Consider the following 14,561-nt stretch of genomic DNA (forward strand, 5'->3'; position numbering starts at 1 on the left):
GTTTAGGCGCTCGTAACGTCCCCCTTGACGAAGCCGTGAAGGGGGACAAAGCCATGATCACGAGTGACGGCACTCAGGGGCGCCTGTTGCCGTGGACCACTGAGGGCAAGCCTTGCTTCTTGAGCACCAACGGCGATTCAGGAAGTGTGCTGAGCCGACTTGCGGACGACATGGAAGCCGCTCAGTTGTCCATGGGGCGCGAAGTGCTGGAGAGCGCGCGGAAGGTGCTCGCTGACCCGACGTCCCCGAATGCGGCAGTGCGGTACGCGGCTATCAGGTTGGCCGAGTGCCTGAGCGACGCGCTGAGGGTCGCTGAGTCGCGTGGAATGCGCCTGCCCATCCCGGACGACGAAGACGACGAGAACGACGCGCAGAAGCCCGATGAGGCGCTGGGATGACAACAGCGCCGGAACGTCCCCGGGTCGCTCCACGGCGAATAGCGCCCATCCGGAAGCGCTCAGCGGATCAAACCCCGGTTCCCCCGAAGCCACGCGCCGGACGCACGGGCGGGGAGCCTCAATGGTCGCTGTGGAAGTACGGGGACCTTTGCGGAACCTGCGCCGGTCACCGTGAGATTTGGTGTGACGGGTGCTGCGGGTTCGATGGCTGTGCGCTGTGCGGCTGGACGTTCAAACGCCAGTGCCCCACGTGCGTCGGCGGAAACGCAGAACTAATCCGCTGGGGTTAAAGCTCCGGAATGCTGGATGCCGACGTTCAGCGCTCCGGGTGGCGACGCTCCCGACCGGACAAGCCCCGAGAGACAGACGTGTCCCTCTCGCCCCGGTCCGCCCCTTAGCTGGGGTGCCGCAATCCGCATGCGGTGAGAGCTAGCCAACGAGCCCCGTCCGTGTGCTACCCCCGTGGCGCATGGGCGGGGCTTCCATGTCTTCCCCGTAATCCCGAACCACTGAAGCGCCCCGACAGACCGATTAGGCCCGGTCCATCGGGGCTTGCCGAACAGCTTGCATAGGAGCTGAACGACCATGCGCGATGCTATCGCCTGCGCCCTTCTCTGGGTGCTCTCCGTACTGCCATGGACCCGCCGGAGCAACCCCGGACGCCATTCCGCCGCATTCCTCGCTGAGTGCATCGATCCCGTCCCTGTCAGTCCGTGGTCCCAACCGTGGACCGGACCGACCAAAGCGCAGGCTCAAGAGCTGTTCCGGCAGCAAGCCGATACGACCATGGAACTCAACTTGACTCGCCAGCGTCGCCGGGCTGCCGCACTTGCCACCGTGGGCATTGACTACCCCTACACGTACGAGGGTGCCCCGTTCCCCGGCTCTGCGTTCGCCTCAGCGGAGGTGGGCGCATAGACCTTGAGCAGACACCAGACAGCCCCCGTCGTGCGTCGCTGTGACACATGGCGGGGGCTTCCGCATGCCCGCTGACCTGTGGTCTTTCTGAGTTCCCAGGGTGTAGGGTCTACCGGCTTGCGGTCGTAGCGGAACTCCCCGTCGTAGTCGTCCTCGACGATCACACCTCCACGCGCGCGTGCCCAGTCGACCACCGCGGCCCGGCGCGCGGCATCCAGCGGACCGCCGGTCGGGAACTGGTGCGCGGGCGTGAGCAGCACGGCCCGCTCGCGCCCCAACCGCTCGATCCGCGCGCCCTGTTCGTCCAGGGGGAGCGGCACGGTCCGCACACCGGCGGCGACGAGCAGCTCCCGGTGGAATCCCAGCCCGTACGCCTCCACCGCCAGCGGACCGCGCAGCACCCCGCCGCCCCCGCCGCCGTCCTGGCCGAACAGCAGCCGCAGCGCGTGCGCGAAGCCGGAGCAGATCACGATCCGGCCCGGCTCGGTACGTACGCCACGCGCGCGTGCCAGGTATTCGGTCAGCGCCTCCCGCAGCTCGACGCGGCCTGCGGGATCGCCCGGCCCGAACACCTCGTTGGGCGCCTGCTGGAGCGCCCGCCGGTAGGAGGCGAGCCATGCCACGCGCGGGAACGACGACGCGTCCGGGGTGCCCTGCCGCAGGTCGTGCCGTGGTCCACGCGCGCGTGGAGGTGCCTTACGAGGCACCCGCGCGGCGTGTCGCAGCGGCTCGGCCCTCTCCGCGACGCGCGTGCCCGAGCCCTGCCGGGCGGTGAGCCAGCCCTCCGCGACCAGCTCCGCGTACGCGTCGGCCACCGTGTTGCGGGCCACGCCGAGGTCGGCGGCGAGCGAGCGGTACGGCGGCAGCCGGGTACCGGGAGCGAGCCGCCCACCCCGCACGGCCTCACGCAGCGACCGGATCAGCGCGGCCCGTCGCCCGCCGGGGCCGGACAGTTCCAGATGCAGGTCGGCACCGATCCGCTCCGCGTAATTGACCCACGATTCATCCACAAAAATGCACCCTACAGAGGGTCTATCCGGCTCGTAGGTTGATGCACATGACGACGACGCACCTGACGACGAACACGACCGACACCACGACGCCCCTTGCCGCCCCGACCGCCGGCGCCACGACCGTTGACCCCGCCGCCACGATCGCCGAGGCGGAGGCCCGACGGACCCGCCTGGACTTCGCGAAGTCCGCCCCGAAGGTCTTCCGCGCCATCGTCGGCTTCGACGCCGCCGCCCGCGAGGGCCTCGACCCCGCCCTCGTCGAGCTGATCCAGATCCGCGCCTCGCACCTCAACCACTGCGCGTACTGCCTGCACATGCACACGAACGACGCGCGCAAGGCCGGCGAGAGCGAGGACCGGCTGCACCTGGTCGCCGTGTGGCGCGAGGCCCGCCACTTCTTCACCGAGAAGGAGCAGGCGGCCCTCGCCCTCACGGAGGCGGTGACCCTGGTGGCCGACGACGGGGTTCCCGACGAGGTCTACGCCCGCGCCGCGGCCCACTTCGACGAGGCGGAACTGGCTCACGTCCTCGCCCTGATCCTCACGATCAACACGTGGAACCGGGTGGCACTGGCGACGGGCAAGGTGGCGGGGACTGACGAGCGCCGCTAGTCCGCTGGTGGCCTATACGGCCATGGGGCGGTCGTACGGCCCGATCGGCGCGGGCAGTCGTGAACTCCCCGTCAGATGGCGGTCGACGGCCGCCGCCACCGCCCGCCCCTCGGCGATGGCCCACACGATCAGTGACTGACCGCGCGCGGCGTCCCCGGCGGCGAACACGCCGGGGACGTTCGTCGCGAAGCGGGCGTCCCGAGTGAGCGTCCCGCGGGGCTCCAGCTCCAGTCCCAGCTGGTCGATGAGCCCGTCCTCCTTGTCTGGGCCCGAGAAGCCGAGGGCGAGCAGCACGAGGTCGGCGGGCAGCGTCCGCCCGGTGTCCGGCACGGGCCGTCGCTGCGCGTCCACCTCGACGAGGTGCAGCGACCGTACGTGCCCGTCGGCGTCCCCGGTGAAGCGGAGCGTGGACGCCGCGAACAGCCGGGCGTCGGCGTTCGCCGCCGGGGCCGTCCGCAGCTCGCCGGCCTCCTCGTGCGCGGCCGACAGCCGGTAGATCTTCGGGTACGTCGGCCAGGGATCGACGTCCTCGTCCCGCTCGCCACCCGGCTGCGCGTAGATGTCCAACTGCGTCACGGACGCGGCGCCTTCCCGTACCGCCGTGCCCAGACAGTCGGCCCCGGTGTCACCGCCGCCGACGATGACGACGTGCTTCCCGGCGGCGGACAGCGGCGAGACCGCCAGGTCCCCCTCGCACACCCGGTTGGCCAGCGGCAGGTACTCCATCGCCTGGTGGATGCCGGTCAACTCCCGCCCCGATACGTCCAGTTCACGCCACGCCGTAGCTCCGGTGGCGATCACGACGGCGTCGTAGCGCGAACGCAGCTCGGCGGCACCGATGTCCCGCCCGACCGCGGTCGACGTCCGGAACTTGGTGCCCTCGGCCCGCATCTGCTCGATCCGCCGCTCCAGATGGTGCTTCTCCATCTTGAACTCGGGGATCCCGTACCGCATCAGCCCGCCGAGCCGGTCGTCCTTCTCGTACACGGCGACCGTGTGCCCCGCGCGGGTCAACTGCTGTGCTGCCGCAAGCCCGGTGGGCCCCGATCCGATCACCGCGACCGTCCGCCCGGACAGCCGATCCGGCGGCCGTGGCGGCGTGAACCCGAGTTCCCACGCTCGGTCGGCGATGGCGACCTCGACGTTCTTGATGGTCACCGCGGGCTGGTTGATGGCCAGCACACACCCCGACTCGCAGGGTGCCGGGCACAACCGGCCGGTGTACTCGGGGAAGTTGTTGGTGGCGTGCAACCGGTCGGCGGCCGCACGCCAGTCCTCCCGGGACACCAGGTCGTTCCACTCGGGGATCAGGTTGCCGAGCGGACAGGCCTCGTGGCAGAAGGGGATGCCGCAGTCCATGCAACGGTCGGCCTGCTTGCTGATGATCGGCAGCAGCGCCCCGGGGACGTACACCTCGTCCCAGTCCCGGACCCGCTCCTCGACCGGCCTGCGCGGCCAGTCCTGGCGAGGCGTGGTCATGAATCCCTTGGGATCGGCCATGGGCGTCTTCCTTGCTTACGCGTGCGACGCTTGCGCGTCCGACGTGGCCGTGCGTCATCGGGCGGCACTCTTGCGAACTCCTTCCGGCCACGATACGTCCCGTCGGTCACTCGCGCAGAGCGTCGGACAGCGCTTTCTCAGCGGCCCGATTCCGTTAGGTGAGGGCCAGGAGGTACGTCACCGCCGCGGCGGCCGAGGCGACCGTGCGGACGTGGTTCCACAGCGTCCACTCGCGCACGTACGTCGGCCAATAGGCGGCCGCCTCCCGGGTGCCCGGATCCAGCCTCGCCAGCGCGTCGTTGCGCGGCACGTTCGCCATCATGGTGAGCCCGAACACGCCGAACAGGTACAGCCCGCTGCCGACCAGCAGCTCCACCGTCCCCTCGTCCGGCCACAGCACGAACGTCACCACCGCGATCACCGCGCTCAGCACCGCCTGCCCGGCGAACACGAGCATGAACGCCGGCCGCACCGCGCTCACATTGATCGCGTTCATCGCGGCGACGCCCTGCGCGGGCGGCAACGCGGCGAGCCCCTGCATCACGAAGGTCGAGAAGCCGCAGAAGACCCCGGCCACCAGCCCGGTCCCCAGCACACCCAGCACGGTCAGCACAAAATACGGTCCCTCGATCATCCCGACACCCACTCCCGCATCCGGCCGAGCTCCCACCCGGCTCCACCGTCACCCCAAGTGAATCCCCGCCCAGCCCTTCGAACCATGCCCGAACCGCGCGGGGGCATACGTGAGCGTCCAGGTCGGCCGGGGTGAGGGGCGGGGCCCCGGGACGGGGACGGGGGACGCGTGACGTCGAGGCGAGTGCGGGTGGTGCGTGCGAACGCCGGGTGCGAACGCCGCGTGCCGGTTCGCTTGCTCGGTGCCTCACCTCACCATGAGGGTGCGGCCCGGCAGGTCGGCAGCTCGGTAGCCCGGTGGCGTCGAACAACCGCCCTCAGCCGGCCTCCGCTTCCGCCCCCTCCGCCCGCCATCCCCGCAGCACCGTCTCCACCCCGGCCGAGATCCGCCGTCGCGCCTCGTGCCGTGCCACCCCGCTCATCAGCAACTGGTCGTATCGCGTGTCCACATGCCGTACGGAGGCCACGACCGCCGAGATCACCGCCCCCTCGGACAGCGCCCGCCCCGCCGCGCTCCGCCCCACCCGTCCGCTGCCCCGCACCGAGGCATGCTCGGCGATCGCCCGTGCCCGGTCCGCCGGGCACCCGGGGAAGAGCCGCCGTATCTCCGCCGCGAAGGCATCGGCGAACCGCATGTCCTGAGCCGCCCGCCGCGCCGCGTCCCGCACCCGGCGCCGCCGGCGCACCTCCGCGTCCACGAGGCACCGCGCCTCGGCCCGGGAGAGCCCCGCCTCCTCGACGAGGACGCCCTGCCGCTCGTAACGGCCCCTGCGTCGGTTGAACCGCACGACCACCGCCGACAACGCGCTCTCCTCCCGCGACCGGCGCGTCAGCGCCGTGTCGCCGCGCGGCAGGAACACCAGGTGCCCGAGATCCGCGCAGTCGAGGCACCGCGGCGCACCGTCCTCCAGCACGAGCAGCGACAACGGCCCGCCGCAGCACTCGGCGCAGTGCCGTCGCCGCAGCGGCTGGATGACGAGAAGTCCGGTCCGGAGCGGGGGAGTTGCGAGCGACGCCATACGGGGTTCATTCCCGCTGCCGACATGCCCGAACTCCGCCTTCCGGCCTCTGGGCCAACCCGCCCGCACCGCCGGCAGCGACCACCGAGACCCTGCGCGCGATGGAACGCGACGGCCTCCTCACCCGCACCGCGTACGACGAGAACCCGCCCGCGTCGAATACGCCCTCACCCCTCTCGGCCGCACCCTGATGCCCCTTCCCCCTCCTCGAAGCCGCCCGCGCCTGGAGCGAAACCCACCTTCCCGATCTGCTCGCCGCCCGCCGTGCCCACGAGCGGAACGCGGCTTGACCCGGGCCTGACGCATCATGGGCCGTGTGCGACTCGAAGCGATCACCTGGGACCGGCTCGGCGACCTCCTTGCCGAGCGACTGCTCGACCTGAAGCCGGCCGACGGCAGCCCCTGGCCGCGCATCGCCTTCGACGGCGCCCCGGCCGCCCGCCCGGGCGACCTCGCCGACCGGGTCTCCGAGGCCCTGCGCATACGCGGCCGCCCCTCGCTGGTCGTCGGCACGGACGGCTTCCTGCGCGCCGCCTCGCTCCGACTCGAGTACGGCCATCAGGACGTGGAGGCCTACTACGACGGCTGGTTCGACACCGGTTCCCTCTGGCGCGAGGTCTTCGGCCCCCTCGAACCCGGCGGCGACGGCCGCGTCCTGCCCGACCTCTGGGACCCCACCACCGACCGCGCCACCCGCAGCCCCTACGTCCAACTCCCGCCCGGCGGCTTCCTGTTGCTGCACGGCCCTCTCCTGCTGCGCCACTGGTTCCCCTTCGACCTGACCGTCCACGTCCTCCTCTCACCCGGCGCCCTGCGCCGCCGCACCCCCGAGGCCGAGCACTGGACCCTCCCCGCCTTCGAACGCTACGAGGACGAGACCGACCCGGCCGGCACGGCCGACGTCCTGGTACGCGCCGACGATCCCCGCCACCCGGCGTGGAACGGCTGATCCGAACCGGCGTCCGAGTGATCCGCCAAACCGCTGTACCTCGGTCGAGGTCCGCGGCACCGCCGAGATCCTCCCCGAGAAGAGCCCGACAAGAGCCCGACAAGGCCAAGCGGCTCCCGGACGGCCACTCGCACAAGTACCTCGGCCTCGACCCGCCGGGGGAGAAGGGGCGACGAGGTCCGCATGATCATCCACGTCGGCCCGCGGAAGATCGTGGGCTTCTCGGCGTGATCCGCCGGACAGGCTCCGAGCCCGGGGTGCGTGCGTACGGCCGCGCGGCGAGAATGTAGGGCGCCGGGACTTGCGGTGCTCTTCCTCGCGCCGCGCCGGCCGCCCGGCACCGGGAGGCACTTATGACCACCGCCGGAGACATCATGCACCGGGGCGCCCAGTGGATCCCCGCCCACGAGACCCTGGACCGCGCCGCCCAGCTGATGCGCGAGCTCAACGTCGGAGCCCTGCCCATCAGTGACGAGAACGAGCGGCTCTGCGGCATTCTCACCGACCGCGACATCGTCGTCGGCTGTGTGGCCCTGGGCCACGACCCGGCCAAGGTCACCGCGGGCGAGATGGCCCACGGCACCCCCCGCTGGATCGACGCGAACGCCGATGTCAGCGAGGTGCTCCACGAGATGCAGGAACACCAGATCCGCCGGCTCCCCGTCATCGAGAACAAGCGCCTGGTCGGCATGATCAGCGAGGCAGACCTGGCCCAGCACCTGCCGGAGGACCAGATCGGGACCTGGGCCGAGAGCGTCTACGCCAGGACCCCGGGCCGCCACTGACCCCGTCGAACCCGGCGGCCTCGGACCTCAGAGCCAGCCGTTGCGCCGGAAGCCGCGGTGCAGCGCCAGACACGCGACGGATATCACCGCGATCACCATGCCGTAGCCGTACCGCCAGTGCAGCTCCGGCATGTGGTCGAAGTTCATGCCGTACACCCCGCAGACCATCGTCGGTACCGCCACTATCGCGGCCCACGCCGTGATCTTCCGCATGTCCTCGTTCTGAGCGACCGTCACCTGCGCGAGGTGCGCCTGCAGAATCGAGTTGAGCAGCTCGTCGAACGCGGCGAGCTGTTCCTTGGCCCGCAGCAGATGGTCGGAGACGTCACGGAAGTAGGCCTGTATCTCCGGATCGACCACCCGGATCGGCCGGGTGGCGAGTTCCTCGAGCGGTCGGCCGAGCGGGACCAGGGCTCGCTTCAGCTCCAGGAGTTCACGCTTGAGCTGGTAGATGCGTCCCGCGTCGACCCGCGCGCCGTTGTCAGCGAACACGGCCATCTCGACCAGGTCGATGTCCGCCTGCACGGCGTCGGTGACGTTCAGATAGTCGTCGACCACATGGTCCGCGATCGCGTGCAGCACCGCGGCCGGTCCCTTGGCCAGTTGCTGGGGAGCGGCCTCCAGCTCCTCGCGCAGCGGGCCCAGTGAGCCGTGCCGCCCGTGTCGTACCGTGATCACGAAGTCGTGGCCGACGAACACCATGATCTCGCCGGTGTTGACCACCTCACTGGTTGCCGTGAGTTCCTCGTGCTCGACGTAGCAGACCGTCTTGAACACCGCGAACAGCGTCTCGCCGTAGTGCTCCAGTTTCGGACGCTGGTGGGCCTCGACCGCGTCCTCGACCGCCAGCGGATGCAGGTCGAAGAGCTCAGCGATCCCCGAGAACTCCTGGTCGGTCGGCTCATGGAGGCCGAGCCAGACGAAGCCGTCGCGGTTCTTGCGCACCCGTTCCACGGAGTCGACCAGGTCGACACCGGCCGGGAGCCGGACGCCGTCGCGGTACGTCACGCAGTTCACCACCGAGGAGCCCAGCGGGGACCGGGCCGGGTGGCTCAGGTCGACGCGCGGGCGCCGCCGTGCCAGCCGTGCCACCTTGCGGAGGCCGCCGACCCTGCTGAGGCTCGTGACCTTCCGCAGATTCCCTGCCATGGACATCTGGATCTCCTTGCGTGGATCTCCCTCGCGCCGCGTTTCCGCGCCCTGGCGAGCCAGTTTGCCAGTTCGCGGTGAGAGTCGTGCAAGCCTGTGGGAACAGGCCGTTCCGCTTTGTTCCCGGCTGTGGACAACGGATGCCGCTGTGGACAACGGATGCGGCCGTGGACGCGGGGATCCGCCGGGCGGGAGTGCGCCATCTCGTCGTAGGCGCCGCGTCAACCGCTCCGGACAAGGGAGACAACTGGGATGATCGCGGCATGACGCGAAGTGACGGGTATCTCCTCGACAACCGGCGGACCGAGGCGGCGGAGCGTTTCGACGCCTTCGCCACCCTCTTCGACCCCACGACGTTCCGGCACCTCGAACGGTTCGGCGTCGGACCCGGCTGGCGCTGCTGGGAGGTCGGTGCCGGCGGAACCTCCGTGGTGTCCTGGCTGGCCAAGAAGGTCGGCCCGACCGGACGGGTCGTCGCGACCGACATCGAGACCTCGCGCCTCGCCGCGGCCGCCCGCCCGCCGGTCCAGGTACGCGTCCACGACGTGGCCGCCCAGGAGCCGCCCGGGGACGGCTTCGACCTGGTCCACGCCCGGCTCGTACTCGTTCATGTGCCAGACCGGGAAAGGGCGTTGCGATCGATGGTCAAGGCCCTGCGGCCCGGCGGACGGATCCTGGTCGAGGACGCCGATCCCGCCCTGCAGCCCCTGCTCTGTCCCGACGACCACGGCCCCGAACAGCAGCTGGCCAACCGGCTGCGGCAGGGCTTCCGTCAACTGCTCGCCGACCGCGGCGCCGACCTCGCCTACGGCCGCAGGCTGCCGCGCCTGCTCCGCGAGGCCGGCCTGCGCCGGGTGGAGGCCGACGCGTACTTCCCGGTCACCTCGCCCGCCTGCGCCGCCCTGGAATCCGCCACGATCCGCCAGATCCGCGACCAGCTCGTCACCGCGGGCCTCGCCACGGACCAGGACATCGACCGCCACCTCGCGAACGTCGCCTCCGGCGGCATGGACCTCGCCACGGCACCCATGATCTCGGCGTGGGGACGTAAGGCGTAAGTCATGGGACGAGAGGGGGAGTTGACGCGGGCGCCCGGCGCGGCGGTAGGGGCCCGCCTGGGCAGCACGGCGATCCGACACCGCCGGCCGCCGTCAGCCGCTCACCCCGGGTCGACCCGGGGCCGACCCCCCTGTCAGCGCTCCACCGGCGGTCGGCCCCCCACCCGCTCCACCGCCGCCGCCCCCGCCCGGCACCCTTCCGCCGCCGCGGCCACGGGACCGGTGCCCGTGAGGAGGGCGGCGAGGAAGGCGCCCGTGAAGGCGTCGCCGGCTCCGGTGGTGTCACGGGGAGTGGCGGGTACCGCGGGGACGTGGGCGACCACGGTGCCGGAGCGGGCGACCAGCGCGCCCTCCGCGCCCTGCTTGGCGACCACCAGCGGGACGTGGCGGCTCAGCTTGGCCGCCGCGTCCGCCGCGTCCGCCGCGTCCGCCGCGTCCGCCGCATCGGGCAACCCCGTGAGCAGGCAGGCCTCGTCACGGCTGGGCAGAAGAATGTCCACGCCCTCGACGAGCGCCAGGAAACGGTCGACGCCCAGCTCCACGAGGAAACCGGCCGACGCCGGGTCCATGCTCACCGGCACTCCACGCGCGCGTGCCGCCGCCAGCGCGACCGCCACCAGCGCGCGGCTCGGCTCGGAGAACAGCAGGTAGCCCGACAGATGCAGCCGCGCGACCCCGTCGAGCAGCGCGTCCGACCAGTCCTCGGGCGCGAACCGCAGCGCCGCGCCGCTGTCCGTGAGGAACGTCCGCTCGGCAGCCGCACCCGTGTCGACGAGGCAGATCACCGTCCCGGTCGGCGCCTCGGGGTCGACGACCAGCCGGGGCCGTACGCCGCACGCGACCAGCTCCCGCTCGTGCCAGGCAGCCGAGTCCGAGCCCACCCGTCCGAGCAACCGCACCTCCGTGCCACTCCGTTGAGCGGCCCAGCAGGCCACATTGGCGCCCGCGCCGCCAGGCACCATCCGGATGGTCGCCGCCGTGTCCGTACCCGCCGCGAGCGGCCCCCGGTGCCGGGCCACGACGTCCGTGATGACGTCCCCGACGACCAGCAGCGCGCCGTCCGGGCGCACTCCGCCGTGCCGGTGCTCCGCCTCGGCGGCCGCACCGAGCCCAGGCCGTGGGGGCGTCACGCCCCGGCCCAGGCCGCCGCGATCCGCGCCGCCAGCCGTACGTTGCCGCGGACCGCCGCGAGATTGGCGGTCAGCGAGGCGCCGTCGGTGTGCTGCACCAGGTAGTTCAGCAGGAACGGCGTGACGCCCTGCCCCGTGACCCCCGCCTCCCCGCACGCGTACAGCGCGTCGGCGAGCACGCGCGCGTGCAGCTCGGGATCCAGCTGCTTCTCCTCGGGCACGGGGTTGGCGACGATCAGCGCCGACTCGGGCCCGCCGACCGCGTCCTGCGCCCGCATGACGTCCGCCACCTGCCCGGGGCTGTCCAGCGTCCAGTCCACGGGGTGTCCCGAGTCGGACAGGTAGAAGCCGGGGAAGCGATCCGTGCCGTAGCCGGCCACCGCGACGCCCAGCGTCTCCAGCCGCTGCAGGGTCGCCGGCACGTCCAGGATCGACTTCACGCCCGCGCACACCACGGTGATCCGGGTCCGGGCCAGCAGACCGATGTCGGCCGACTCGTCCTGCGTCACCGTCCACTCCCGGTGCACCCCGCCGAGCCCACCTGTGGCGAACACGCGTACCCCTGCGAGGGCCGCCAGCAGCGCGGTCGCCGACACCGTGGTCGCCCCGCTCGCCCCGGAGGCCACCGCGAGCGGCAGGTCGCGGTGGCCCAGCTTGCGGATCCCGTCCTCGTTCGCGACCCGCTCCAACTGCTGCTTGTCCAGGCCGACATGGAGCCGCCCGTCCAGCACGGCGATCGTCGCGGGCACGGCACCCTCCTGCCGTACGACGTCCTCCAGCTCCAGCCCCACCTGCAGATTGCGCGGGCGCGGCAGCCCGTGCGCGATGATCGTGGACTCCAGGGCCACCACGGGTCGACGCGCGTCGATCGCCTCGCGCACTTCCTCGGACACCACCAGCACCACGGGCCTGCCTCCTGTCGGTTCGGTCTTCCCTCATGTCTGGCGGGCCGCACGGCCGGTCAAACACTTGCGGCCTGTGGGGGAGGACACCAGCCTGGGGTGCATGACGGACAACACGACACGTCTCGATCATGTCGTTCTCTGGGTGCGGGACCCGGTGGCGGCGGCCGACTTCTACGAGAAGGCACTCGGCATGGCCCCCCTGAGGCTCACCGAATTCGCCGCGGGGACGGAGCCCTTTCCCTCCGTACGGCTCAACGACGAGACCATCTTCGACCTCATGCCGCTCTCCATGGCGGAGCGCATGAAGATGCTGCCCGGCTCCGCCGACAGCGCGGGCCACCCGGTCAACCACGTCTGCCTGGCCCTGCCCGGCGACGACTTCGAGACACTGCGCGCCCGCCTGGAGGAACGGTCGGTTCCCGTCTCGGACTTCTCGTACGACTCCTTCGGCGCCCGTGGAATGGCCCGGCGGAGCTTCTACTTCCGCGACCCGGACGGGAACGTCTTCGAGGCGCGGCACTACGACTAGCGTGCACGGGGGCCACGCGCGCGTGGCCGTGGCCCCCCTGAGCGACGTCAGACCGGCCGTACGCCGTCCAGCGCGCCGTGCGGATTCAGCACGTACTTGCGGCTCGCGCCCTGGTCGAACTCGGCGTAGCCGCGCGGGGCGTCCTCCATCCCGATGACGGTCGCGTTGACGGCCTTGGCGATGTGCACGCGGCCGTGCAGGATCGCCATCATCAGGCTCCGGTTGTACGTCATCACCGGGCACTGTCCGGTGGTGAAGCGGTGGCTCTTGGCCCAGCCGAGCCCCAACCGCACCTTCAACGTGCCGCTCCTCGCGTCCTCGTCGACGCCTCCCGGGTCGTCCGTGACGTACAACCCGGGGATGCCCAGGGCGCCACCCGCGCGCGTGAGGCCCATCAGCGAGTTCAGGACGGTCGCGGGCGCCTCAGGGGCGTCCTTGCCGTGGGCCCGTGCCTCGAAGCCGACCGCGTCGACCGCGGCATCCACCTCGGGCTCTCCGAGGATCTCGGCGATCTGCTCCTCCACGCTTCCGCGCGACACGTCGACGGTCTCGCAGCCGAAGCTGCGCGCCTGGGCGAGACGCTCGGCGTTGAGGTCACCCACGATGACCACGGCGGCGCCCAGGAGCTGCGCCGACGCGGCAGCGGCCAGGCCGACCGGTCCGGCCCCGGCGACGTACACCGTCGAGCCGACGCCCGCGCCGGCGGTGACCGCGCCGTGGAAGCCGGTCGGGAAGATGTCCGACAGCATGGTCAGGTCGAGCAGCTTCTCGCGCGCCTCGTCCCGGTCGGGGAACTTCAGCAGGTTGAAGTCCGCGTACGGGATCAGCGCGTACTCGGCCTGACCGCCGACCCAGCCGCCCATGTCGACATAGCCATAAGCCGCCCCCGGACGGGCGGGGTTGACGTTCAGACAGATGCCGGTCTTGCGTTCCTTGCAGTTGCGGCAGCGCCCGCAGGCGATGTTGAACGGTACGGAGACGATGTCGCGGACCTCGATGAACTCGACGTCCGGCCCCCGTTCGACGACCTCTCCGGTGATCTCGTGTCCGAGGACCAGCCCCTCCGGCGCGGTCGTCCGCCCGCGCACCATGTGCTGGTCGCTTCCGCAGATGTTGCTGGCGAGCACCTTGAGGATCACCCCGTGTCGGCACTTTCGACCGACGTTCTCGGTGGCGACTCCCGGCCCGTCCTGGAGTTCCAGCGTCGGGTGGTCGATGGTCCTTACTTCCACCGCGCCCGGCTTGAGATATGCGACTGCCCTGTTTCCGCTCATGCGTGATCGCCGTCCCTTCGGCTCCGCGTCTTGCGGATGCCAGTCGGATGCCAGCGGCTGTGCGCATGGCGGAGTCTGCTACCGCCTCGGCCTTCCGGCCAGCCGTCGCGCGCGGGCCGTGCCGCCCGACTGCTCAGAACAGCGGTTCGGGCAGCACGCCCTCCAGTGCCAGCAGCTTCCGCTTGGTCTCCAGGCCGCCCCCGAACCCGCCGATACCGCCGTCGCTCTCCACGACCCGGTGACAGGGCACGACGACCGGCAGCGGATTGGAGCCCATCGCCACGCCCACCGCCTGGGCAGCGCCCGGCTGACCCACGCGCCCGGCCAGATCGCCGTACCCGACCACCTTGCCGAACGGGACGCCGGAGGCCAGCTCGCGCAGCACCTGCCGGTTGAAGCCCGAGATCAGCGACCAGTCCAGCGGCAGCTCGAAGTCGTGTCGCTCACCCGCGAAGTACGCCTCCACCTGGCGTATCGCCTCCGCCAGCAGCGGGGAGCCGGGCGCCTCGACGGGCTCGCCGCCCAGCCGGGACGCGAGCCGGTCCAGCGCCTTGTCGCGCACCGCGTCCGTGGCGTGGAACACCACGTTGACCAGACCCTCGCGGGTCGCGGCCAGCAGCAGCGGACCGATGTCGGTGGCGACGACGGACCACACGACCTGCTGCTCGTCCTGCCCATGGCTGTTCATGC

The 14,561-nt window shown here is 71.4% G+C and carries 14 protein-coding genes and 1 pseudogene; 6 read left to right on the forward strand and 9 right to left on the reverse strand.

The annotated features are described in order from the left end of the window. Positions 1-53: 53 nt before the first annotated feature. Complete coding sequence (locus tag AC5P09_RS31545; protein WP_493877148.1) at positions 54-398, forward strand: hypothetical protein; 345 nt, start codon at positions 54-56, stop codon at positions 396-398. A gap of 1,028 nt (positions 399-1,426) precedes the next feature. On the opposite strand, the pseudogene AC5P09_RS31550 reads toward AC5P09_RS31545, so the two are convergent. Then, positions 1,427-2,326: pseudogene (locus tag AC5P09_RS31550) on the reverse strand (aminotransferase-like domain-containing protein); the annotation flags it as partial. 47 nt (positions 2,327-2,373) lie between these two features. Here AC5P09_RS31550 and AC5P09_RS31555 point away from each other — a divergent pair. Beyond that, positions 2,374-2,940 carry a carboxymuconolactone decarboxylase family protein gene (locus AC5P09_RS31555; protein WP_493877149.1) on the forward strand — a complete coding sequence of 189 codons (567 nt, stop codon included), beginning with the start codon at positions 2,374-2,376 and terminating at the stop codon, positions 2,938-2,940. Positions 2,941-2,952: 12 nt separating this feature from the next. Here the strand turns inward: AC5P09_RS31555 and AC5P09_RS31560 are convergent, their stop codons facing one another. The 3 genes from AC5P09_RS31560 to AC5P09_RS31570 form a co-directional block, all read right to left on the reverse strand. Further along, complete coding sequence (locus tag AC5P09_RS31560; RefSeq protein WP_493877150.1) at positions 2,953-4,440, reverse strand: glutamate synthase subunit beta; 1,488 nt, start codon at positions 4,438-4,440, stop codon at positions 2,953-2,955. Positions 4,441-4,594: 154 nt separating this feature from the next. Continuing rightward, positions 4,595-5,074, reverse strand: a complete 480-nt coding sequence (locus tag AC5P09_RS31565) for an anthrone oxygenase family protein (RefSeq protein ID WP_493877151.1) — start codon at positions 5,072-5,074, stop codon at positions 4,595-4,597. A gap of 316 nt (positions 5,075-5,390) precedes the next feature. Next, positions 5,391-6,092, reverse strand: a complete 702-nt coding sequence (locus tag AC5P09_RS31570) for a DUF2293 domain-containing protein (RefSeq protein WP_493877152.1) — start codon at positions 6,090-6,092, stop codon at positions 5,391-5,393. 307 nt (positions 6,093-6,399) lie between these two features. Between AC5P09_RS31570 and AC5P09_RS31575 the strand changes: the two genes are divergently transcribed. After that, positions 6,400-7,041 (forward strand): nucleoside/nucleotide kinase family protein, encoded by a 642-nt coding sequence (locus AC5P09_RS31575; protein WP_493877153.1) that lies wholly within the window; start codon positions 6,400-6,402, stop codon positions 7,039-7,041. Between the two features lie 353 nt (positions 7,042-7,394). Then, a complete protein-coding gene (locus AC5P09_RS31580) occupies positions 7,395-7,826 on the forward strand; it encodes a CBS domain-containing protein (RefSeq protein ID WP_266441353.1) in 432 nt (143 codons plus the stop codon). A gap of 27 nt (positions 7,827-7,853) precedes the next feature. Here AC5P09_RS31580 and AC5P09_RS31585 read toward each other — a convergent pair whose 3' ends face one another. After that, complete coding sequence (locus AC5P09_RS31585) at positions 7,854-8,981, reverse strand: magnesium and cobalt transport protein CorA (RefSeq protein WP_493877154.1); 1,128 nt, start codon at positions 8,979-8,981, stop codon at positions 7,854-7,856. Between the two features lie 257 nt (positions 8,982-9,238). On the opposite strand from AC5P09_RS31585, the gene AC5P09_RS31590 reads away from it, so the two are divergent. Continuing rightward, positions 9,239-10,033, forward strand: coding sequence for a methyltransferase (locus tag AC5P09_RS31590; RefSeq protein WP_493877155.1), 795 nt, complete (start codon positions 9,239-9,241; stop codon positions 10,031-10,033). Between the two features lie 134 nt (positions 10,034-10,167). Here AC5P09_RS31590 and AC5P09_RS31595 read toward each other — a convergent pair whose 3' ends face one another. Together AC5P09_RS31595 and AC5P09_RS31600 are read right to left on the reverse strand one after the other, a co-directional pair. Further along, the gene (locus AC5P09_RS31595; RefSeq protein ID WP_493877187.1) at positions 10,168-11,103 is read right to left on the reverse strand and encodes a carbohydrate kinase family protein; all 936 of its coding nucleotides are present in this window, start codon (positions 11,101-11,103) and stop codon (positions 10,168-10,170) included. 56 nt (positions 11,104-11,159) lie between these two features. Beyond that, the gene (locus AC5P09_RS31600) at positions 11,160-12,068 is read right to left on the reverse strand and encodes a pseudouridine-5'-phosphate glycosidase (RefSeq protein WP_493877156.1); all 909 of its coding nucleotides are present in this window, start codon (positions 12,066-12,068) and stop codon (positions 11,160-11,162) included. A gap of 100 nt (positions 12,069-12,168) precedes the next feature. Between AC5P09_RS31600 and AC5P09_RS31605 the strand changes: the two genes are divergently transcribed. Further along, the gene (locus AC5P09_RS31605; RefSeq protein ID WP_493877157.1) at positions 12,169-12,597 is read left to right on the forward strand and encodes a VOC family protein; all 429 of its coding nucleotides are present in this window, start codon (positions 12,169-12,171) and stop codon (positions 12,595-12,597) included. A 47-nt stretch (positions 12,598-12,644) separates the two neighbouring features. On the opposite strand, the gene fdhA is transcribed toward AC5P09_RS31605, so the two are convergent. Beyond that, positions 12,645-13,871, reverse strand: coding sequence for a formaldehyde dehydrogenase, glutathione-independent (fdhA, locus tag AC5P09_RS31610; RefSeq protein WP_493877158.1), 1,227 nt, complete (start codon positions 13,869-13,871; stop codon positions 12,645-12,647). Between the two features lie 133 nt (positions 13,872-14,004). After that, positions 14,005-14,559, reverse strand: coding sequence for a methylated-DNA--[protein]-cysteine S-methyltransferase (locus tag AC5P09_RS31615; protein WP_493877159.1), 555 nt, complete (start codon positions 14,557-14,559; stop codon positions 14,005-14,007). Positions 14,560-14,561 lie beyond the last annotated feature (2 nt).

The organism is Streptomyces sp. a15 (genome assembly GCF_059026085.1).

Bases quoted from the DNA above. Each gene is read 5' to 3' on its own strand.
- AC5P09_RS31590 (WP_493877155.1), top strand. From the start codon at position 9,239: ATGACGCGAAGTGACGGGTATCTCCTCGACAACCGGCGGACCGAGGCG.
- AC5P09_RS31585 (WP_493877154.1), bottom strand. From the start codon at position 8,981: ATGTCCATGGCAGGGAATCTGCGGAAGGTCACGAGCCTCAGCAGGGTC.
- AC5P09_RS31580 (WP_266441353.1), top strand. From the start codon at position 7,395: ATGACCACCGCCGGAGACATCATGCACCGGGGCGCCCAGTGGATCCCC.
- AC5P09_RS31545 (WP_493877148.1), top strand. From the start codon at position 54: ATGATCACGAGTGACGGCACTCAGGGGCGCCTGTTGCCGTGGACCACT.
- AC5P09_RS31555 (WP_493877149.1), top strand. From the start codon at position 2,374: ATGACGACGACGCACCTGACGACGAACACGACCGACACCACGACGCCC.
- fdhA (WP_493877158.1), bottom strand. From the start codon at position 13,871: ATGAGCGGAAACAGGGCAGTCGCATATCTCAAGCCGGGCGCGGTGGAA.
- AC5P09_RS31615 (WP_493877159.1), bottom strand. From the start codon at position 14,559: ATGAACAGCCATGGGCAGGACGAGCAGCAGGTCGTGTGGTCCGTCGTC.
- AC5P09_RS31560 (WP_493877150.1), bottom strand. From the start codon at position 4,440: ATGGCCGATCCCAAGGGATTCATGACCACGCCTCGCCAGGACTGGCCG.
- AC5P09_RS31575 (WP_493877153.1), top strand. From the start codon at position 6,400: ATGGGCCGTGTGCGACTCGAAGCGATCACCTGGGACCGGCTCGGCGAC.
- AC5P09_RS31605 (WP_493877157.1), top strand. From the start codon at position 12,169: ATGACGGACAACACGACACGTCTCGATCATGTCGTTCTCTGGGTGCGG.
- AC5P09_RS31565 (WP_493877151.1), bottom strand. From the start codon at position 5,074: ATGATCGAGGGACCGTATTTTGTGCTGACCGTGCTGGGTGTGCTGGGG.
- AC5P09_RS31570 (WP_493877152.1), bottom strand. From the start codon at position 6,092: ATGGCGTCGCTCGCAACTCCCCCGCTCCGGACCGGACTTCTCGTCATC.